Source organism: Streptomyces sp. NPDC051219, assembly GCF_040682335.1.
Taxonomy (GTDB): Bacteria; Actinomycetota; Actinomycetes; order Streptomycetales; family Streptomycetaceae; genus Streptomyces.
In genome coordinates, this window is record NZ_JBFBAS010000005.1 from 39,074 (window position 1) to 59,487 (window position 20,414).

17 protein-coding genes and 1 pseudogene are annotated in these 20,414 nt (G+C 71.4%); 9 read left to right on the plus strand and 9 right to left on the minus strand.

Going from position 1 to position 20,414, the window contains the following annotated elements:
- Nucleotides 1-1,371 (minus strand): glutamine synthetase family protein, encoded by a 1,371-nt coding sequence (locus AB0M62_RS08480; RefSeq protein ID WP_366073354.1) that lies wholly within the window; start codon nucleotides 1,369-1,371, stop codon nucleotides 1-3.
- Nucleotides 1,372-1,448: 77 nt separating this feature from the next.
- Between AB0M62_RS08480 and AB0M62_RS08485 the strand changes: the two genes are divergently transcribed.
- The 3 genes from AB0M62_RS08485 (at nucleotide 1,449) to AB0M62_RS08495 (ending at nucleotide 4,611) form a co-directional block, all read left to right on the plus strand.
- Complete coding sequence (locus AB0M62_RS08485; RefSeq protein ID WP_366073355.1) at nucleotides 1,449-2,186, plus strand: FCD domain-containing protein; 738 nt, start codon at nucleotides 1,449-1,451, stop codon at nucleotides 2,184-2,186.
- A 201-nt stretch (nucleotides 2,187-2,387) separates the two neighbouring features.
- Complete coding sequence (eat, locus tag AB0M62_RS08490; protein ID WP_366073356.1) at nucleotides 2,388-3,857, plus strand: ethanolamine permease; 1,470 nt, start codon at nucleotides 2,388-2,390, stop codon at nucleotides 3,855-3,857.
- A 61-nt stretch (nucleotides 3,858-3,918) separates the two neighbouring features.
- The gene (locus AB0M62_RS08495) at nucleotides 3,919-4,611 is read left to right on the plus strand and encodes a gamma-glutamyl-gamma-aminobutyrate hydrolase family protein (RefSeq protein ID WP_366073357.1); all 693 of its coding nucleotides are present in this window, start codon (nucleotides 3,919-3,921) and stop codon (nucleotides 4,609-4,611) included.
- A gap of 103 nt (nucleotides 4,612-4,714) precedes the next feature.
- Here AB0M62_RS08495 and AB0M62_RS08500 read toward each other — a convergent pair whose 3' ends face one another.
- Nucleotides 4,715-5,644: a LysR family transcriptional regulator gene (locus AB0M62_RS08500; protein ID WP_366073358.1), complete on the minus strand. Its 930-nt coding sequence runs from the start codon at nucleotides 5,642-5,644 to the stop codon at nucleotides 4,715-4,717.
- Between the two features lie 70 nt (nucleotides 5,645-5,714).
- Between AB0M62_RS08500 and AB0M62_RS08505 the strand changes: the two genes are divergently transcribed.
- Together AB0M62_RS08505 and AB0M62_RS08510 are read left to right on the plus strand one after the other, a co-directional pair.
- A complete protein-coding gene (locus tag AB0M62_RS08505; protein ID WP_366073359.1) occupies nucleotides 5,715-6,878 on the plus strand; it encodes a TDT family transporter in 1,164 nt (387 codons plus the stop codon).
- Between the two features lie 47 nt (nucleotides 6,879-6,925).
- Entirely contained in the window at nucleotides 6,926-7,855 is a 930-nt protein-coding gene (locus tag AB0M62_RS08510; RefSeq protein WP_366073360.1) for a hypothetical protein, read from the plus strand.
- A 13-nt stretch (nucleotides 7,856-7,868) separates the two neighbouring features.
- Here AB0M62_RS08510 and AB0M62_RS08515 read toward each other — a convergent pair.
- The 6 genes and pseudogenes from AB0M62_RS08515 to AB0M62_RS08540 form a co-directional block, all read right to left on the minus strand.
- Nucleotides 7,869-8,584, minus strand: a pseudogene (locus AB0M62_RS08515) (helical backbone metal receptor).
- Between the two features lie 8 nt (nucleotides 8,585-8,592).
- Nucleotides 8,593-9,177: a helix-turn-helix domain-containing protein gene (locus AB0M62_RS08520; RefSeq protein ID WP_366073361.1), complete on the minus strand. Its 585-nt coding sequence runs from the start codon at nucleotides 9,175-9,177 to the stop codon at nucleotides 8,593-8,595.
- A gap of 94 nt (nucleotides 9,178-9,271) precedes the next feature.
- Nucleotides 9,272-9,940, minus strand: a complete 669-nt coding sequence (locus tag AB0M62_RS08525; RefSeq protein WP_366073362.1) for a GNAT family N-acetyltransferase — start codon at nucleotides 9,938-9,940, stop codon at nucleotides 9,272-9,274.
- Nucleotides 9,900-12,026 carry a penicillin acylase family protein gene (locus AB0M62_RS08530; RefSeq protein WP_366073540.1) on the minus strand — a complete coding sequence of 709 codons (2,127 nt, stop codon included), beginning with the start codon at nucleotides 12,024-12,026 and terminating at the stop codon, nucleotides 9,900-9,902. The genes AB0M62_RS08525 and AB0M62_RS08530 overlap by 41 nt, the downstream gene beginning before the upstream one ends.
- Before the next feature lie 151 nt (nucleotides 12,027-12,177).
- Nucleotides 12,178-13,980, minus strand: coding sequence for an ABC transporter permease/substrate binding protein (locus tag AB0M62_RS08535; protein WP_366073363.1), 1,803 nt, complete (start codon nucleotides 13,978-13,980; stop codon nucleotides 12,178-12,180).
- The gene (locus tag AB0M62_RS08540; RefSeq protein ID WP_366073364.1) at nucleotides 13,973-15,103 is read right to left on the minus strand and encodes a glycine betaine/L-proline ABC transporter ATP-binding protein; all 1,131 of its coding nucleotides are present in this window, start codon (nucleotides 15,101-15,103) and stop codon (nucleotides 13,973-13,975) included. Before AB0M62_RS08540 ends, AB0M62_RS08535 begins: the two co-directional genes overlap by 8 nt.
- Before the next feature lie 237 nt (nucleotides 15,104-15,340).
- Between AB0M62_RS08540 and AB0M62_RS08545 the strand changes: the two genes are divergently transcribed.
- From AB0M62_RS08545 to AB0M62_RS08560, 4 genes are all read left to right on the plus strand, one after another.
- Entirely contained in the window at nucleotides 15,341-16,246 is a 906-nt protein-coding gene (locus AB0M62_RS08545; protein ID WP_366073541.1) for a 5'-3' exonuclease, read from the plus strand.
- A gap of 48 nt (nucleotides 16,247-16,294) precedes the next feature.
- Nucleotides 16,295-17,140, plus strand: a complete 846-nt coding sequence (locus tag AB0M62_RS08550) for a siderophore-interacting protein (protein ID WP_366073365.1) — start codon at nucleotides 16,295-16,297, stop codon at nucleotides 17,138-17,140.
- Between the two features lie 154 nt (nucleotides 17,141-17,294).
- The gene (locus tag AB0M62_RS08555; protein WP_366073366.1) at nucleotides 17,295-17,879 is read left to right on the plus strand and encodes a sigma-70 family RNA polymerase sigma factor; all 585 of its coding nucleotides are present in this window, start codon (nucleotides 17,295-17,297) and stop codon (nucleotides 17,877-17,879) included.
- Complete coding sequence (locus tag AB0M62_RS08560; RefSeq protein WP_366073367.1) at nucleotides 17,876-18,631, plus strand: anti-sigma factor; 756 nt, start codon at nucleotides 17,876-17,878, stop codon at nucleotides 18,629-18,631. The genes AB0M62_RS08555 and AB0M62_RS08560 overlap by 4 nt, the downstream gene beginning before the upstream one ends.
- 450 nt (nucleotides 18,632-19,081) lie before the next feature.
- Here AB0M62_RS08560 and AB0M62_RS08565 read toward each other — a convergent pair whose 3' ends face one another.
- Nucleotides 19,082-20,344, minus strand: coding sequence for a cyclopropane-fatty-acyl-phospholipid synthase family protein (locus AB0M62_RS08565; RefSeq protein ID WP_366073542.1), 1,263 nt, complete (start codon nucleotides 20,342-20,344; stop codon nucleotides 19,082-19,084).
- Between the last annotated feature and the right edge of the window lie 70 nt (nucleotides 20,345-20,414).

The window sequence follows — 20,414 nt, forward strand, 5'->3', positions numbered from 1 at the left end:
TCACATGCGTTCGAAGGAGCGGCGCAGCTCCCAGTCGGTCACCGCGGCGTCGAAGGCGGCAAGCTCGACGCGCGCCATGTTGCTGTAGTGCGCGACGACTTCGTCGCCGAAGGCCGCCTTGGCGATGGGGCTGTTCTCCCACAGTTCGGCGGCCTCCCGGAGCGTGGCCGGTACGTGCTCGTAATCCGCGGCGTAGGCGTTGCCCGCGCATGGCTCAGGGAGTTCGAGCTGCTGCTCGATGCCGTACAGGCCGGCCGCGACGAGTCCGGCGACGGCGAGGTGCGGGTTGACGTCGCCGCCGGGGAGGCGGTTCTCGAAGCGCATCGAGCGGCCGTGGCCGACCACGCGCAACGAACAGGTGCGGTTGTCGTAGCCCCAGGCGACGGCGGTCGGGGCGAAGGAGCCGGGCTGGAAGCGCTTGTACGAGTTGATGTTCGGCGCATACAGGAGGGAGAAGTCGCGCAGGGCCGCGAGCTGCCCGGCGAGGAAGTGGCGCATCACCGGCGACATACCGCCGGGGCCGTCGCCCGCCATGACGTTGTTCCCGGCCTCCTCCAGGGACTGGAGCGAGAGGTGGATGTGGCAGGAGTTGCCCTCGCGCTCGTTGTACTTGGCCATGAAGGTGAGCGAGACGCCCTCCTGGGCAGCGATCTCCTTCGCGCCGGTCTTGTAGACGGCGTGCTGGTCGCAGGTCACCAGCGCCTCGTCGTACTTGAAGGCGATCTCGTGCTGGCCGGGGTTGCACTCGCCCTTCGCCGACTCGACCGTGAGGCCGGCGGCCGCCATGTCGTTGCGGATGCGGCGTAGCAGGGGCTCGATACGGCCGGTGCCGAGCACCGAGTAGTCGATGTTGTACTGGTTGGCCGGCGTGAGGTCGCGGTAGTTGCTGTCCCAGGCCTGTTCGTAGGTGTCCTTGAAGACGATGAACTCGAGTTCGGTGCCGACATGGGCGCTGTATCCGTGCTCGGCCAGCCGCTCCAGCTGGCGCCGCAGGATCTGCCGGGGCGCGGCCACGACGGGCGACCGGTCGTTCCAGGCGAGGTCGGCGATGAGCATGGCCGTGCCCGCGTTCCAGGGGACGCGGCGCAGGGTGGACAGGTCCGGGTGCATGGCGAAGTCGCCGTAACCGCGGTCCCAGGACGACATCTCGTAGCCGTCGACGGTGTTCATCTCGGTGTCGACGGCAAGGAGGTAGTTGCAGCCCTCGGTGCCGTGGTCGAGCACGTCGTCGAGGAAGAACGGTGCGGCGAACCGCTTGCCCTGCAGTCTCCCTTGCATATCGGGGAAGGCCAGGACGACAGTGTCGATCTCACCGCGCGCGACGAGGGCACGCAGCTCCTCGATCCCGAGCGGGGGTGTGCGGTCTGCCACGGGATTTTCCTCCTTCGGTCAGCCGGGAGCCATAAGGTATTGCCGAAGACCATTGCTTGGGAAGGGGAAAGCGCGACGTGGCGAATGACAGTGACACCTCCGACCGGCTCACGCCCGTGTTGCGGCCGGTCCGGGCGGGCAACGGCTTCGAGGAAGCGCTGGAGCAGATTCTCCAGGTCGTACGGCTGGGTTTGGTGGCCGGCGGCGAGCGGCTGCCCGCGGAGCGCGAGCTGGCGGACCGGCTGCGGATCAGCCGGGTCACCCTGCGCGAGGTGCTGAAAGTGCTGCAGGACCAGGGACTGGTGGAGAGCCGCCGCGGCCGGTACGGAGGAACCTTCGTGCGGGCGCGCCCCGACACCCCTGCCGGGGGCGCCGAGGAAGAGCTGCGCCGCCGGGTCGCGGGCGTCGACATCGAGGACATCCTGCGCTTCCGGGAGGTGCTCGAAGTCGGCGCCGCCGGGCTGTGCGCGGCGCACGGGCTCTCCGGCGAGCAGGCGGAACGGCTGCGCGCCGCTCTCGCGGCGACCCAGGACGCGCCGCTGGCGGACTACCGCAGGCTCGACACACTGCTGCATCTGACGTTGGCGGAACTGTCCGGCTCGGCCACGCTGACCGCGCAGTACGCCGCCGTCCGGGCGACCGTGAACGACCTGCTCGACTGCATCCCCCTGCTCGTGCGCAATCTGGAGCACTCCCAGCACCAGCACACCGCGCTCGTCGAGGCGGTGCTCGAAGGGGACGCGGACGCGGCTCGGGAGGTGATGCGCGAGCACTGCGGAGGAACGGCGGCCCTGCTGCGGGGCTTCCTGGCCTAGAAGTGCCGTACGACCCGGTCGTGCCGCCCGTCCTGGGAACCGCCCGCCTCGGGTGCCGTCCCCGTGAGTGCCGTCCCTCTGGATGCCGTACGGAGATCCGTAACATCCGTTTAACGCAGAGGTCTTGCGCCCGCGCCGCCCGGAGGGCAAAGGTGTGGCCCCACACCATTACCCCGCAGCACCCGAGGGCAGGAGCGGCTCATGGCCGACGGCACCGAATCGCGCACCGCACCACCACCCCTGGCCGGCTCCTCGGCCGACTCCGACAGCTCCTACCTCCAGCGGCGCACGCTGCGCCGCGGCAGTGCGGGCTGGCTGCTGCTCACCGGACTCGGCGTCGCCTATGTCGTCTCCGGCGACTTCTCCGGCTGGAACATTGGCCTGGCCGAGGGCGGCTTCGGCGGTCTGGCGATCGCCACACTGCTGATGGGCGTCATGTACGCCTGTCTGGTGTTCGCCCTCGCGGAGCTGTCCGCCATCCTCCCCACGGCGGGCGGCGGCTACGGCTTCGCACGGCGGGCCCTTGGCACCTGGGGCGGGTTCCTGACCGGCACCGCCATCCTCATCGAGTACATCCTGGCGCCCGCGGCCATCTCCATATTCATCGGCGACTACGTCGAATCGCTGGGGCTCTTCGGCCTGACCTCGGGCTGGCCGGTCTATCTGGCGTGCTTCGCCGTCTTCATCGGGATCCATCTGTGGGGAGTCGGCGAGGCGCTGCGCTTCAGTCTCGTCGTGACCGCCATCGCGGTGGCGGCCCTGCTGATCTTCGCGGTCGGGGCGTTCACGGAGTTCGACGCGAACGGCCTCGACGACATCCCGGTGAACGAGGAGGCCTTCGGCTCGGGCTCATGGCTGCCGTTCGGGCTGCTGGGCATCTGGGCCGCCTTCCCGTTCGGCATGTGGTTCTTCCTCGGTGTGGAGGGCGTGCCACTGGCCGCGGAGGAGGCCAAGGACCCGGTGCGCTCGATGCCGCGGGCCCTGGCGATCTCGATGGGCATTCTTGCGCTGCTGGCTCTGATCACCTTCTTCGCCGCGACCGGGGCGCAGGGCTCGGACGCCATCAAGGCGGCGGGCAACCCGCTGGTCGTCGCTCTGGAGGGCGACGGCGGTCCGACCGCGCTCAGCCGCTTCGTGAACTACGCGGGCCTGGCCGGGCTCGTCGCCTCGTTCTTCTCCCTGATCTACGCCGGCTCCCGCCAGCTCTTCGCGCTCTCGCGGGCCGGCTACCTGCCCCGTTTCCTCTCCCTCACCAGCCGCCGCAAGGCTCCGTATCTGGGGCTCCTGATCCCGGGCGCCATCGGCTTCGCTCTCGCGGCCGGCAGCGGCAACGGCGGACGCATGCTCAATGTCGCCGTCTTCGGCGCCACCATCAGTTACGCCCTGATGGCGCTCTCCCACATCGTGCTGCGCCGCCGTGAGCCGGGGCTGGAGCGTCCGTACCGTACGCCCGGCGGCATCGTGACCTCCTCGGTGGCCTTCGCGCTGGCGCTCTCCGCCCTGGTGGCGACCTTCCTGGTGGACAGGGACGCCGCGTTCATCGCGCTCGGCGTCTATGCCGTCGCCCTCGCCTACTTCGCCTTCTACAGTCGGCACCGACTGGTGGCCGCCGCTCCCGAGGAGGAGTTCGCGGCACTGGCGGCGGCAGAGGCCGAGCTCGAACGCAACTGAGCACCAGCAGGCAACTGAGCACCAGCAGTACCGTGACCGCGTACGACCGGAGGAACCACCCGTGACAGAGCCGCTGATCGGTGTCAGCACCTATCTGGAGTCCTCCGCCCGGTGGGGCGTGTGGGATCTGCCGGCCGCCCTGCTGCCCGCCGGCTATCCCCGGCTGGTCCAGGCGGGCGGCGGGCTCGCCGCGATGCTGCCACCGGACGAACCGGACGCCGCGGCGCGGGTGGTGGCCCGGCTCGACGGACTGGTCATCGCGGGCGGTCCGGACGTGGAACCGGGCCGGTACGGGGCCGAGCGCGAGCCCCGGACCGGCCCGCCCGCAGAGGAACGGGACACCTGGGAACTGGCCCTGATCGCCGCCGCCCTGGAGTCCGGGAAACCGCTGCTCGGCATCTGCCGCGGTATGCAGCTGCTCAATGTGGCACTGGGCGGCACGCTCGTACAGCACCTCGAAGGGCACACGGAGGCGGCCGGGGCGTTCGGCGCTCACCCGGTGAAGCCCGTTCCCGGTACGCGCTACGCGGCGATCGTGGCCGAGGAGACCGACGTGCCCACGTACCACCACCAGGCGGTGGACCGGCTCGGCCGCGGTCTGGTGGTCGCCGCGCACGCCGCCGACGGGACGGTGGAGGCCGTCGAGCTGCCCGGCGAGCCGTGGGTGCTGGGCGTCCAGTGGCATCCGGAGATGGGGCAGGACTCCAGGGTGATGGCGGCGCTGGTGGCGGCCGCGGCGCGATCCGCGTCCTGACGGCCACACAGGTTCGCCACCCTGGGCCTGCTGTCCTGCCACATGCGAGCTCACCGGTCTCAAGCCCCGTGAACCGCCGGACCGTGTGGCCCGTCCGACCGGCTCACGGCGTCCGGCGGGTCAGGGACAGGAGATCTCTGGCGGGGCCCGCCGGGCGGCTGCCCGCCGGCCACACCGCCCGCAGGTCGCGGCGCAGACTCACGCCCTCCACCGGGACCTCGGCCAGCCGGTGGGCCGACAGCTCCTCCCCGACGGCGAGTTCGCTCAGTACGCAGGGGCCGTGCCCGCTCACCGCGGCGGCCTTGACCGCTGTGGTGGAGGCGAGCTCGAGGAGGGGCTCGGCCAGGCCGCCGTACGCGGCGAGCGCGGCGTCCAGGACCTGGCGCGTTCCGGAGCCCTTCTCGCGCAGGATCAGCGGGGTCGCCGCGAGTTCCCCGGGCCCCAGCGGCTTGCGTCGGCGGCCCCAGGGGTGGGAGGGGGCCGCGACGACGAGCAGGCGGTCGTGGCCGATGACGGCGGAATCGAGGCCCTCGGGCGTGGCCAGCCCCTCGACGAAGCCGAGGTCCGCCTCGTGCGCGAGGAGCCGTCCGGCGACGGCGGCCGAGTTTCCGGCCAGCAGGGACACTGCCGTGCCCGGACGCTCGCCGCGCAGCGCGATCAGCCAGCCGGGCAGCAGGTACTCCGCGATCGTCATGCTGGCCGCGACACGCAGCCGCGAGTCGCGGCGCACGCGCAGCGCCTGCGCGCCCGCGTCGAACGCTTCAGCGGCCTCGACGACGCGTCCCGCCCAGTCCGTGACGAGCGCCCCGGATTCGGTGAGCTGGGAGCCCCTCGGTGAACGGTCGACCAGGGCCACGCCGAGCATCCGCTCCATGGAGCGGATGCGGCTGCTGGCCGCGGGCTGGGTGATGCCCAGTTCACGGGCCGCCCGGCCGAGGCTGCCCAGCCGGGCGACGGCGAGCAACAGCTCCAGCGCGCCGAGGTCGGGCACGCGGTGGGAGAGGGGGACGGCGGGTTCCGCAACACTGCTCATAAGTTCAGATTATGCCTTCATAGCTATGTCGTCCCTGGTGGGAGGGGGCGAGCGCCGCGAGGGTGGATCCATGGCCACCGCCGTTCAGCCCCGTACCCGCCCGCTCCCCCTCCCCGCACATGTGCGACTGCCGGCCCTGCGGCACTTCGGTCCGAACTGGTACGCCCCCGTCATGGGCACCGCGATCGTCGCCGGCGCGGGTGCCGCTCTGCCCTACCGCGTTCCGGGGCTGCGCGGCACCTGCGTCGCCTTCTGGGCGGTGTCGGCGGTCCTGCTGGCCGTCGTACTCATCGCCCGCGCCGGACACTGGCTGCACCATCCCGACCAGGCGCGGGCTCATCTGCTGGACCCGGCGGTGGCCCCGTTCCACGGCTGCCTCTCGATGGCCCTGCTGGCGGTCGGCGGCGGCACGCTCGTGGTGGGGCGGGACGTGGTGGGACAGAGTGCGGCGGTCGCCGTGGACGCGGCGCTGTTCACCGTGGGCACGGGCGTCGGACTGGCGGCCGCGGTGGCCATTCCGTATCTGATGGCCGTCCGCCACCGGGCGAGGCCGGCCGACGCCTCTCCCGTCTGGCTGCTCCCGGTGGTGGCGCCCATGGTCTCGGCCGCTCTCGGGCCGCTGCTGGTCCCGTATCTGCCCGAGGGCGCGGCGAGGGAGGCCTTGCTGCTCGCCTGTTACGCCATGTTCGGGCTCAGCCTGCTGGCCACCCTGCTGATCCTGCCCATGATCTGCGCCCGGCTCGTCCGCCGCGGGCCGCTGCCGCTCGCGCTGACGCCCGCACTCTTCCTCGTCCTGGGACCCCTCGGCCAGTCCACCACCGCGGTCGGCCAGCTCGCGGACGTGGCTCCGGGAGCGATCGGCGAGCCGTACGCCGCGGCGCTTGGCACGTTCGCCGTCGTCCACGGCGTGCCGGTGATGGGCTTCGCGCTGCTGTGGATGGCGCTCGCGGGGACAACGGTGGTGCGGGCGGCACGCAGGGGGATGCCGTTCGCAATGACCTGGTGGGCGTTCACCTTCCCCGTCGGTACGTGCGTCACGGGCGCCGCCGGGCTGGCCCGGCGCACCGGACTCCCCGCCTTCGAGTGGCTGGCGGCCGGTCTGTTCGTGTTCCTGGTGGCAGCGTGGGCAGTGACCGGATTCCGCACGCTGCTGGGGCTGCGCGGCGGCGTGCTGCTCGCAGCGCCCGAGCCGGCCCTCAACGGCGGTGACGGCCGCCCCGGAGCGAGGCCATAGGATCCTGCCGCTACCTATGATCATGGATTTGGACTGGGGGGTCAGTCATGTCTCATCACCGTCTCAGCCGCCGGGGGCTCCTGGCGGGCACGGCCGGAGCGGCGCTCGTCACCGCCACGGCCGTCACGGGCCGCGCCGCCGCTGCGGAGGTCCCGCCGCCGAACCCGCAATGGGCCAGGCCGCCGCACCAGGTCGAGGCCGAAATGCTGGTGGACTACCTGCGGACGCTTCCGTGGAGCGAGCAGGCGAAGGTGAACCGCTACAAGACGGCGGGGGACTTCGAGGGTGAGAACTCCTCGGCCAACTGGGGGGCGCCCGGCCACCCCGAGCAGTTCTCCGTACTCGCGCAGTGCTCGTCGTTCCTCACGATGGTCCTCCAGCGCACCTACGGCTCGGGCTCGGCATACGGATGGGCGACACGGGAGTACTTCAGCCAGTACTTCCACACCGAGCCCGGCAAGCTCTTCCCCACCGCCGAGAACTTCCGTGCCGGCTTCGCGAACGCGGTGGACATCCCGCACTTCACCGGGGTCACCAAGCCGGTCAACCTGCGCCCGGGGGATCTGGTGGCCTTTGACTACGACCCCGAGAACACCACGGAGCCGTACACCGGTCACATCGTGATGGTGAAGGAGCGCAAGGGAACGTGGGCGTCCTCGGTGGACAGCCAGGTGGGCGCCAATGTCGTCCCGTACGTGTTCGAGATCACCGACTGCACGAGCAATCCGCACGGCAACCCGGCCGCCTCCGACTCCGCCGAGGCGGTCTACCGCGCCTTCCCGGACACCCGGATCGAGGAGCACGTCGGCGCCACTCCTGAGTGGACCGAGCACAACGGCGCCGGCTACGGCCACATCGTGTTCTACGCGGACGCGACCACCAAGCTCTTCGCCGGCTACCGGTGGGGCGTCAACTCCTCCACCGCCCACACCGCCGCCGAACGTCCCATCGCCGCCGCCCGCGTCTACCCCGGCTGATCAGCGGCCCTCGCTACCGGCACGCTGGTCGCAGCGCCGCGCCGATCACCGCCGGCGCTTCGGCGAGCGAGGGCCCGTACCAGGTGAGATGGCGGCCGCTGACGAGTGCGGTGGGCAGCCCGGGAACGCTTCCGGGCCGTCCTCCGCGGTGAACCGGTAGGGCTCGTCCGGCAGTACGACGAGATCGCTCTCCACGGCGTTGAGCTCGTCCACGGGAATGCGCGGATAGCGCTCGGCTTGGTGGGCGTACACGTTCTCCACGCCGAGCCGGGCCAGCAGGTCCCCGGCGAAGGTGTCCCGGCCCAGCACCATCCAGGGCCGCCGCCAGACCGGCACGACAGCCCGCCGCCTCCCGACGGGGACGACGTCCGCCCAGGCAGCCTCGGCCTCGTCGAGCCAGCGGGGTCTGCTCAGTCCGCAGCCCGTCACCAGGACGCGTTCGAGCTCCCGGAAGGCCCCGGGAAGGTCGCGGATCTCGGTGACCAGGACGTCGAGCCCGGCGGCGCGCAGGTCGGCCAGGTCGGGTGCGCGGTTCTCCTCCTCGTTGGCGATCACCAGATCGGGGCGCAGCCTGACGACCGCGTCGACATCCGGGTTCTTGGTGCCGCCCACACGGGCGGCACCGAGGTCCGCCGGATGGGTGCACCAGTCGGTGGCCCCGGCAAGCAGACCGGGGGCGGTCACGGCCACTGCCTCGGTGAGGGAGGGAACCAGCGAGACGACGCGCACGGCCCCCCTCAGCGGCGGGGGTGATCGGTCGCGTCGACGTGGCCGGCGACCGCGACGACCAGGATCCGGGTGCCGGGGGCGGTGGCGCGCCAGCGGTGCCGTACGCCGCCGGAGAGGAAGAGTGTGTCGCCCCGCTCCAGGCGGTACGCCCGTCCCTCGGCCTCGACCTCGGCCGCGCCGTCGGCGACGTACATCAGCTCGTCGTTCCGGTGCTGGAATTCCCGCCCGGCGTCCTGCTCACCGGTGAACTCCTGCGCGCGCAGCTGATGCTGACCGCGTACGAGCGAGCGGACCCGGGCCTCGAGCCCGGGGTCGGTGCCGGCCCGTACGACGTCGACCGTGCGCGCGGAGTCCGAGGCGGCGAGCAGCTGACCGGCCGTCGTCTCCAGGGCGTCCGCGACGCGCTGCAGGGACCGCATGCTGGGGCGGGCCCGCTCGTTCTCTATCTGGCTCAGGAACGGCACGGACAGCCCGCTGCGCGCGGCGACCGCGGCAAGGGTGAGGTCAAGGGCCCGGCGCCGCCTGCGTACGGCGGACCCGACCCGGAGGGGTTCCTTGTCCTTGTCCTTGTGGTCCCTGTCCTTCACGTCCATTCGCCCGGTCTCCCCTCCTCGTCCAGTCGGCGCCGCAGTGTACTGACAGCACGATACGCAGCTTCGGCCCACGGCCGTACTGGAGGAGAACGGTTCAGAGGCGGCCGGCGAAGGACTCCGGGGTGAGGAACACCAGCCTGGCCCGCTTTTCGGGGAGGTAGACCTCGGGCAGGTCGATTTCGGGAAGGACGGTCTCGGGCCCGAGTACGAAGCCCGTCCGCCGCAGGCGCGCGATCGCCTTCTCGTTGCGGGCATCCGGTTCGGCCACGATCCGCCGCGTTCCGGGTACCGACAGCGCATGGCTGAGAAAGACCGAAAGGAGGGTGCCGGTATAGCCCCGCCGGGGCCCGCCGGCGGCCGGGCCGAGCATGAGGTGGATGCCGGTGTCGCCCGGTTCGACGTCGTAGCACTCGCTGACGCGGTCGGCCGTCGGTTCGTATGTCTGGAAGAGCGCGGCAGGCTCGTCGTCCAGCTCGGCCAGGTAGGCGTGGTGCGTGGTGAGGGAGTCGAGGTGGGTGTAGATCTCCTGGACCTGCTCGCGGCTCGCGTCTCCCATACCCCAGAACCGGGCGCGCTCCTCGGTGACCCAGCGGTGGATCACAGCGGCGTCGGCCACCGGGTCGACAGGGACGATCCGAACCGTTCCAAAGCCCTCGACCGCCTGCTCGTGGACGGCCTCGCGGCCCGCGGGCACAGCTGTGCGGGTCGCCGAAGTCCGGGTCTCAGAAGTCACGGTCGCGGAAGTCGCCGTCTCGGAAGTCATGGTTCTCCTCGGTGCGGGTCAGGTGGTTCCAGTCGGTGACCACGGGGAGGAGTTCTCCCCGTGCCCACATGGGCAGCTGGTCGCGGTGGTGGGCGTCACCGGGGACGCCCGAGGCGCCCAGCGGCACCACCCAGAGGCTGTCCTCACGCCGGGCGAGGTCCCACACGTAGCGCGCCGCGGGGCCGCGAGCGCTGAGGTCGGTGACGCCGGGCACGCTCGACGTGGACAGCACGCAGTCGTGGTCGCCGGAGAGGCCCGGCCACTCCTCCTGGGGGACGCCGGGCAGGGCCTGCCACGGTGCGAGCCGGTGCGTCTTCCCCCACGGCGTGGGTGCCGCACCTTGGGCGGCGACGTCCTCGGCGGCCGCCCCGACGACCTCGGCCCGGGCGGTGCCGGGCAGCAGCCCGGTCGTGAGCAGGCCCTCCAGGGCATACGCGACCTTGGTGACGAGGTCGAGCCAGGGCCGGAATATGCCGGGACAGGCCGGGGGCTCGGCCAGCGGCGCCAGCTCGGGACGGGCGGCCAGCCGGCGCACCACCGCGGAGCGCAGTGCGGCGAACTCGGCGGCGGCGGTGCTTCCGGCGTCCATCCGGCGGTCCCAGCGCAGGAGCCGGTCGCGCAGCCGTACGGCGTCCGGGCTCAGGTCGTCGAGGCCGGCCAGCAGTTCCAGCAGGGGCCGGGCGGAGGCGAGGTGGGTGTCGGTGTGGACCGCCGCCATGCCCTTGGCCGACCAGGTCGCCGATTCCTCCAGCAGCTGCCGGATCCGGTCGGCCCGGTGCGGGGCCGCGAACTCGACGCCGAGCGGGCCGGCCAGGCCTCGCTGGTTGGCCATGACGGCGACGTCGTCCACGTGCTCGCGGGGCAGCTTTTCATGCCAGCCGCGCCATTCGTGTCCGGCCTCCCAGGCGGGCACGACGCGCAGTCCGTTGTCCCGGTGGCGCAGCGGCACGACGCCGGCGACCCGGTGCAGCAGACCGCCCTCGGTGTCCGCCGCCTGCACGACGTTGACGGGCTCGGCCCATCCGTCGAAGGCACGGTCGACATCGGCGACCGTCCGCGCCCTGAGGAGCGCGGGCAGTGTGCCGAAGCCGAGGTCCTCCCGGACGCGCGGCGGGCAGCGCAGGCTGATGGCGTGGGCCTCGTCGGGTCCTCCGATGATGACGGGTCCCCGGTCGGTCTCGATCACCTCGACGTCGACCGGATCGGCGCCCGCCACCTCGATGGTCTCGATGTGGACGGCGGCCGGCCGCCAGCCGTCCGGGCCGAGAGCCTCGACCCCGGCCGGCCCGGAGGTTCCTGCCGGCCCGGCGTGCCCCGCCCCGGTACGGCGGAGCCTTTCCCGGTAGAGGTCCTGGTAGTCGGCCATGGCGTTGGTGATCGCCCACGCCACCGCGCCGGTGTGGCCGAAGTGGCCGATCCCGGGCACTCCCGGCACGGCCAGCCCCACCACGTCGAACTCCGGGCAGGCCAGGCGGATCTGCTGGTAGACGCCCGGGTCCTCGATGAACCGGTGGGGGTCACCCGCGATGAGGGCCGCCCCGGTGACGGTACGCCCGCCGGTGACCAGCCAGCCGTTGCTGCCCGAGGTGCCCGGGCCGTCGGTGGCGAACAGCTCGAGCGCCGCGTCGCCGAGGGTACGGGCGACCTCCTCGCGCCACAGCTTGGTCGGGAAGCCGGCGAAGAGAATGTGCGTGGACAGCCAGATCCCCAGCGGAGTCCATGGCTGCCACTGCCCGGGGACGACTCCCGCGGCGGCGAACTCCGGTGACCGCGACCTCCCTTCGGCGAGACCCGCGTTGACCCCGTCGACGTAGCTCCTGACCCAAGCGGCGGTGTCCGCGTCCAGCCGGGCGAAGCAGCGCCGGGCGGTGTCCTCCAGTCGCGCCTGCCGGACGAACCGGTCCCAGCCGACGGCTCCGGTGCCCAGGAAGGCCGCTGTGGTGCCCTGCGACCGGTGCCGCTCGACCTCGATCTGCCAGGCCCGGTCGGTGGCGGCGTTACGGCCCTGGGCGTAACTGAGTTCCCGCGCACTGCCGGCCCGGAGATGGGGAATCCCCCAGGCGTCCCGGTAGACCTCGAATGTCACGACGTTCCCCATCTGTTTTAGGTTAGGCTTCCCTAACTTAAACGACGGATGCGCGGAAGGGCAATCGCCCGGGAACGCTGGGGCCCGGGAGAGGCCGAAGGGGTGGGAGCCGCCGTGGCGGCTCCCACCCCTTCTCCGTTCACGGGTGCGGTCAGCTGCCCACGGGCGCCAGCTTGTCGGCGAGACCGGGGGTGGCCTTCAGCCAGTCCTTGACCGCCTGCTGCTCATTGCCCTTGCCGGCCTGCTGGATCTTCGCCTCGAGACCGGTGAGCTGCTTCTCCGTCATCTTGAAGTCCCGCAGCCACGCGCCGACTTCGGGGTTCTCCTCGGCGAAGCCCTTGCGGGCGAGGGTGTGCACACCGTCACCCTTGCCCCAGCTGCCCCTGGGATCCTCGAGCTTCTTCAGGTCGTACGTGCTGTAGGCCCAGTGCGGCGACCACAGTGTGGTGACCACCGGCTCCTTCTTCGCGTACGCACGCTTCAGTTCGGCCAGCATGCCGGGGGTGGAGCCGTCGACGATTTTGTACTCGCCCTCCAGGCCGTACTCCTTCAGGACCTTGTCCTTGAGCAGGCCCATCATCCCGGCACTCGGCTCGATGCCGATGATCCTGCCCTTGAACTCGCCGGACCTGCCCTTGAGGTCGTCGAGCGAGTCGACGCCCTTGACGTACGAGGGGACGCTGAGCTCCAGCGAGGTCGGCCCGTACCAGGAGCCCATGTCCTGCAGCTTGTCCTGGTACTTCGCCCAGTACTTCTCGTGCGTGACGGGCAGCCACGCGTCGGTCTGGAAGTCGATCTGCCCGTTGGCCATACCGGTGTAGAGGGCGCCCGCCTCGTACTGCTTGGCGGTCACCTCGAAGCCGCGCCGCTCCAGGAGTTCCTTCCAGAGGAAGGTGGAGGCGACGCCCTCGTCCCACGGGATGTAGCCGAGCTCGATCTGCTTGCCGCTGCCGACGTTCTCCGCGCCGGGCACGGCCCCGGACCTGCCCGCGCCGCCGAACATGCCCATGCCGCCCGCGAGAAGCGCGAGGACGGCCACACCGACGACCGCGACGGCCGGCTGCGGGCGGTAGTTCCAGATCTTCAGCCCGTGCAGTGCGTTCGCCTTGGCGGCTGCGCGGCGGCCGAGCGGCGAGACCTGGCGGCCCAGTGCGCCGGTGATCCGGTCCAGGTACATGGCCAGAACGACGATGGAGACGCCCGCCTCGAAGCCGAGGCCGATGTCGACATTGCCGATGGCCCGGTAGACCGCGCCACCGAGGCCGCCGCCGCCGACCATGCCGGCGATGACCACCATGGACAGGCCCAGCATGATCACCTGGTTGACGCCGGCCATGATGGTCGGCAGGGCGAGCGGCAGCTGCACGCGGAGCAGGGTGTTGCGCGGGGTGGTGCCGAACGCCTCGGCCGCTTCGACGAGTTCACCGTCGACCTGACGGATGCCGAGCTCGGTCATCCGTACGCCCGGAGGCATCGCGAAGATGATCGTCGCGATGATGCCGGGGACGACTCCCACGCCGAAGAAGATGATGCCGGGGATGAGGTAGACCATGGCCGGCATGGTCTGCATGAAGTCGAGGACGGGCCGCAGCACCGCGCTGACCGTGCGGGACCGGGCCGCCCAGATGCCGAGCGGCACCGCGAGGGCGAGGGTCACGAGCGTGGCGACGAGGACGAGCGACAGCGTCGCCATGGCGTCGTCCCACAGTTCGATCGAGTCGATCAGCGCGAAGCCGGCGAAGGCGAGCCCGCCGGCCAGCAGACCGCGCAGCCGCCAGGCGAGCACGGCGAGGATGCCGGCGAACAGCAGCGGCTCGGGGGCGGACAGCGCGGCGTCGATGCCGTCGTACATTCCGGTGACCACCGAGCTGATCGCGTCGAACAGCCAGGAGAGATGGCGCTGGAGGAGGTCGACGCCGCTGTCGACCCAGTCGCCCATGGGGATCCTAGGCACCGGCGGTCATCTCCTTCCGGGTCTGGGCCGGCACGGGCACCACATCGGTCTCCGGGGTCATCGGCTCACCGAGCACGGCGAGCAGCCGCTCGCGCGGAACGACTCCGATGAGCCCGCCCTCGGCGTCGGTCACCGCTACACCCGCACCGCTGGTGGAACACGGCGTGAAGAGCTCGATGACCGGGGCGTCCGCGGACACCGTGGCGGGCGCGGCGTCGAGGACGTCCTGTGCGGTACGCAGGACCGTGCCCTCGGCGGTCTCCGTGCCGAGGACCGTGCCGGGGTCTGCCATGACGGCCCCCGCGGTGAGCACCCGGGAGCGGTCGACGTCCTGGGTGAAGGAGGCCACGTAGTCGTTCGCCGGAGTGACGAGGATGTCCTCGGCGCTGCCGATCTGGACGATCTTGCCGTCGCGCATCACGGCGATCCGGTCACCGAGGCGCATGGCCTCGTTGAGGTCGTGGGTGATGAAGACGATCGTCTTCTTGAGCCGGCTCTGCAGCTCCAGCAGCTGGTCCTGCATATCGCGGCGGATCAGCGGATCGAGCGCGCTGAACGACTCGTCCATGAGGAGCAGATCGGCGTCGGTCGCCAGCGCGCGGGCCAGGCCCACGCGCTGCTGCATGCCGCCGGACAGCTCGTCCGGCCAGGAGTCCTCCCAGCCGGCCAGTCCGGCGAGTTCGAGCGCCTCGGTGGCCCGCTTCTCCCGCTCGGCGCGGGCGATGCCCTGCACCTCCAGACCGTAGGCGGCGTTCTCCAGGACACTGCGGTGCGGGAAGAGCGCGAAGTGCTGGAAGACCATGCTGATCTTCTTCGAGCGGACCTCGCGCAGCGCGCGCGGGCTCAGAGCCGTCAGATCCTGGCCGTCGAAGAGGACTCGTCCCGACGTGGGCTCAAGCAGTCCGTTCAGCATGCGCAGCAGGGTGGACTTACCGGATCCGGAGAGACCCATGACGACAAAGATCTGGCCCGGTTCGACGCTGAAGGACGCGTCGATCACCGCGGCGGTCGTCCCTTCGGCGCGGAGCTCGTCACGGTCTGCGCCGCCTTCGAGCTTGCGCACCGCATCTTCGGGTCGTCTGCCGAATACCTTGTACAGGTGGTCGGCCTGCAGCCTGGACACATATACCTCACGCGTTGAACGGAAAACGACCTGCCACCCCCGTCGGCAGGTCGTGGAGCGGCGTGGGAATCGGCCCGTGCACCGGACAACTGGATGAGACTGTTCCGGTTCCGCTCCGGGACCGCGCCTTCCCACGCCCACCCCGTGCAAACGCAGGAGTGAGCCACCTCACGCGCGGTGGCCGGCGGTGGCCGTAAGGAGGTTTGCGGCATCATCGGGGATGTGACGCGACGCCTGATGCTCCTCGACACCGCTTCCCTCTATTTCCGGGCCTACTTCGGCGTTCCGGACTCCGTCCGGGCTCCGGACGGCACACCGGTCAACGCCGTCCGCGGCCTGCTCGACTTCATCGGCAGGCTGGTGCAGGACCACCGCCCGGACGAACTGGTGGCGTGCATGGACGCCGACTGGCGACCGCACTGGCGGGTGGAGCTGATCCCTTCGTACAAGGCGCACCGCGTGGCCGTCGAGACGGAGACGGGTCCGGACGAGGAGGAGATCCCCGACACTCTCTCTCCGCAGGTCCCGATCATCGAGGACGTCCTGGACGCGGTCGGCATCGCCCGGGTCGGTGTCGCCGGCTACGAGGCGGACGACGTGATCGGCACCCTCGCGACCCACGCGAAGGGGCCGGTCGACATCGTCACCGGAGACCGTGATCTCTATCAGCTGGTGAGTGATGCCCGGCAGGCGCGGGTGCTCTATCCGCTCAAGGGCGTCGGCACGCTGGCGATCACCGACGAGGCGGTGCTGCGCGAGAAGTACGGCGTGGACGGGTTGGGGTATGTCGATCTTGCGATCCTTCGCGGCGACCCGAGCGACGGGCTGCCCGGCGTTCCCGGAATCGGCGAGAAGACCGCCGCGAAGCTCCTCGACGCGTACGGCGACCTGGCCGGCATCATGGCGGCGGTCGACGACCCGCGGTCGAAACTGACCCCTTCGCAGCGCAAGCGGCTGGACGAGTCCCGCGCCTATGTCGCCGTCGCGCCGAAGGTGGTCCGGGTCGCCACGGACGTACCGCTTCCGGACTTCGACCCGGCGCTGCCCGTCGAGCCGCGCGATCCGGCGGCTCTCGACGAACTCGCGGCACAGTGGGGACTGGGTGGAGCGCTGCAGCGGCTGCTCTCCACTCTGCGGACCTGAGGTGTTAACTTAGGCAAGCCTAAGCACACATGACCAGGGAGACTCACCGTGGCAGAAGGACCCGCCCGCAAGCAGCCCAAGGTGACCGAGGCGAAGGTGGTTCGCACCGAGCGCCTGACGCCGCACATGGTGCGCGTGGTCCTGGGCGGTGAGCGGCTGGCCGGCCTCGGCGCGGACGAGTTCACCGACCACTACGTCAAGCTGCTGTTCCCGGCCGAGGGTGCCACCTACCCGGAGCCGTTCGACCTCGACCGCATCCGTGCGGAGTTCCCCCGCGACCAGTGGCCCCGCACCCGCGCGTACACCGTGCGCGGCTGGGACCCGGTCCACCTCGAGATGACCGTGGACTTCGTGGTCCACGGCGACGAGGGCGTGGCCGGCCCCTGGGCGGCCCGCGTCCAGCCCGGCGAGACGGCGTGGTTCCTCGGGCCCGGCGGCGGCTACAGCCCCGACCCGGCCGCCGACTGGCACCTGCTCGTCGGCGACGAGAGCGCGCTGCCCGCGATCGCCGCTTCGCTGGAGCGGATGCCTGCGGGCGCTCTCGTGCACGCCTTCGTGGAAGTCGCGGACGCGCGGGACGAGCAGAAGATCGTCTCGCCGGACGGCGTCGAGATCACCTGGCTGCACCGGGGTGACCGGCCGGTGGGCGAGGCTCTGGTGGCCGCCGTGCGCGGGCTGGACTTCCCCTCGGGCGACGTGCACGCCTTCGTCCACGGGGAGGCCGGCTTCGTCAAGGAGCTCCGCCGCCATCTGCGCCTGGACCGGGCGGTCCCGCGCGAGCGTCTGTCGATCTCGGGCTACTGGCGCCTGGGCCAGACGGACGAGGCATGGCGGGCCGTTAAGCGGGAGTGGAACGAGCAGGTCGAGGCCGAGCAGGAAGCCCCTGCCGCGTAGGGGGCGTTCCGGACCCGCGGGGGATATCGGCAGGAGGGCGGCGCCTCTCCGCGGCCGAACCGGGGACGCGCCGGACCAATCCATCGGCACTCCTGCTACGAATACCGGATGACGCCTGTTCCTCGGGCATGTCCGCATCGTGGAGGAAAGCCGCGTGAACGAACCCGTGCACCTCGGGAGAACCGCCTCGACGGGGCCCGATCTGCAGGAGCTGCTGGGCCTGGTCGCCCGTGGCGATCAGGAGGCCTTTGCCCGGGTCTACGACGCGGTGTGCGGGCCCGTACTGGGCCTGGTCCGCGCCGTACTGCGTGACCCGGCCCAGTCGGAGGAAGTGACCCAGGAGGTCCTGATCGAGGTCTGGCGCAGCGCCGCCCGCTTCCAGCCTGCCCGCGGCAGCGCCATGACCTGGGTGCTCACACTCGCCCACCGACGGGCCGTGGACCGGGTGCGTTCCGCCCAGGCTGCAACCGACCGGGAGCACCGGGCCGCGCTGCTCGAACGGACGCCCGCCTTCGACCAGGTCACGGAACAGGTGGAGGCCCGCCTCGAACGCGAGCAGGTGCGGCGCTGTCTGCGCAGCCTCACCGAACTGCAGCGGCAGTCGGTGACACTCGCGTACTACCGCGGGCTCGCCTACCGGGAAGTGGCCGAGCTGCTGTCCGTGCCCCTGGGCACCGTCAAGACTCGACTGCGCGACGGGCTGATCCGGCTGCGCGACTGCCTGGGGGTCAGTGCATGAACTCTGCCGATCTGCACACCCTGACCGGTGCGTACGCGCTGCACGCACTCGCTCCCGACGAGCGTGAGGAGTTCGAACGCCACCTCGAGGACTGCCCGCCGTGTGCTCAGGAGGTACGGGAGCTGGCAGCCACCGCCGGCCGGCTCGGGATGGCCATGACCGTCACCCCCCCACCCGCGCTCAAGGACCAGGTGATGCGGCGCGTTTCGGCCGAGCGCCAGGATCCGCCCTGGGTCGCGCAGCATGCCCGCAGGCACGGCGCCGCCCGCCGGGGCCGTACGCTGTCCCGCTTCGTGCTCGCGGCCTGCGTGGCCGCGGCCGCCGCCTTCGGCGGGATCGCGGTCTGGCAGCACCAGGAAGCCGAGGAGGCCCGGCACGAGGCACATGAGGCACGGCAGCAGGCCTCGGCGGTGGCCACTGTGATCGCCGCACCGGATGCCCGTGCGTCCACGGGGAAACTGGCGGACGGGGCTACCGGCACTGTCGTCGTCTCGCGCAGCCAGAACAAGGCCGCCTTCCTGACCTCCGGGATGCCGAAGCCGCCGGAGGGCAAGGTGTACCAGCTGTGGTTCGACGACGGCGGCGCCATGCGGTCCGCCGGGCTGATGGAGCCCTATGAGGACTCCACCGCGGTGCTGATGGACGGCCCGGTCGGCTCCGCCACGGGCATGGGCATCACGGTCGAACCGGCCGGCGGTTCCCCGCAGCCGACCTCCGACCCGCTCGGCCTGCTGAGCTTCCCGAGTATCTGACGAGGCGGCGCCTGCGGGCGCAGGCACCCGGCCGTCCGCCGAGGCGGGCGGCCGGACCGGGCGCGTGCGAATCGGGGCCGGGGTCCCGGACCGGGCGCGCGCGGGTGCGGTCCGACCGGCTCGCGGCTCAGGTCCGCTTCGGCGGCCGCGGGAAGAAGCCGCTGGTGCGGGCCGCGTAGTCGGCGAAACCGGGGCGCGCGGCCATATGCCGTTCCAGCAAGGCCTTCCGCTGCCGCGGATGAGAAGTGCGGTCATCATCAGCAGGCCGACAACAGTGGCCGCGGCCACTGACAGATCGGCACAGGCCACAAGGACCGGCCGCCCCCTGGTACCAGGTCCGCGGGGTGGCGGGTATCCCGCTGTGCCCGTGCTGCGTCGGGCGTACGGCGAGGACCTGGTCGACGCCCATCCGCCGCGCTCCTCGAAGGCCGGCCGGCCGGCGTACGGCCCTCATCGGGGCGTCCCCTCTTTCGCCAGCAGCAGCTGCTGGACATCGAGACGGCCGCAGCGGAAGCCCGCCTCGGAATACGCCAGGTAGAACGTCCACATCCGGCGGAACGTCTCGTCGAATCCGAGGGCGCCGACGTCCGCGGCCCGCTCGGTGAAGCGTTCGCGCCACAGCCGCAGCGTCTCGGCGTAGTGCGCCCCGAAGGCGTCGCGCCGGAGCACGCGGAGGCCGGTGCGTTCGGCGGTGACCTGCTCGATCGCCTCCACCGAGGGCAGCATCCCGCCCGGGCAGATGTACTTGTGGATCCACGTGAACGTGGTGCGGGAGGCGAGCATCCGGTCGTGCGGTGTGGTGATCCCCTGGAGGGCGATCCGGCCGCCGGGCGCCAGCAGCCGGTCCAGAGTCATGAAGTAGTCCGGCCAGAACTCCTCACCGACAGCCTCCATCGTCTCGACGCTCACGATGGCGTCGTACTGGCCGAGCACCCGCCGGTAGTCGCGCAGCAGCACGGTGACCCGGTTCTCGAGACCGGCCGCGCGGATGCGTTCCTGGGCCAGCTCCTGCTGTTGCCGCGAGAGCGTGACGGTCAGGACGCGCGCCCCGCGCCCGGCCGCGCGGATGGCCAGTTCGCCCCGGCCGGTGCCCATTTCGAGCAGCTGGGTGCCGGGGCCGACCTGCGCCAGGTCGAGCAGGCGGTCGATATTCCGGTGCTGGGCGGCGGGCAGCAGCGACCGGTCGGCGGGGAAGCCGCGGAAGAGTGCCGAGGAGTACGACAGGGTCTCGTCGAGGAAGAGCGAGCAGAGGTCGTTCGACAGGTCGCAATGGTGACTGAAGTTGCCGCGCGCGCCCTCGGGGATGTTGCGCTGCGCGGCTGGTTTCTTCATCTCCCAGAGTGTGCGCAGTCGTTGCAGCGGTGCGGGAACCAGGCTCGCGGCGCTGCCGGCCAGCGCGGTCAGCACACCGACCGGGTCACGGGCATCCCATTCGCCGGCCATGTAGGACTCGCCGAAGCCGATCAGGCCGCCGGCGCCGATCCGGCGGAAGAACGCGTGCGGGTCGTACACCTCCATCAGCGGTCCGCCCAGGCCGAGCGTCTCGCGCCCCGCGAGGCGGACCCGGAGCGGGAGTCCGCCCAGCGCGCGCCGGACGAGCAGCTCGGCGATCGCGGTTCTGGTCCGCGAGGTGCTGGGCAGGGAGGCCACATCGGGCCAGCGTCGCGGATCGACCGCGGAGGCTCCGGGCGCGGCGGTACGGCGCCGGGTCACACGGGATTCGAGGCTGACTGACACGCTCACTTGACACCCTTCGGGGGCCGGGGACGGGGGCGGTACGGGC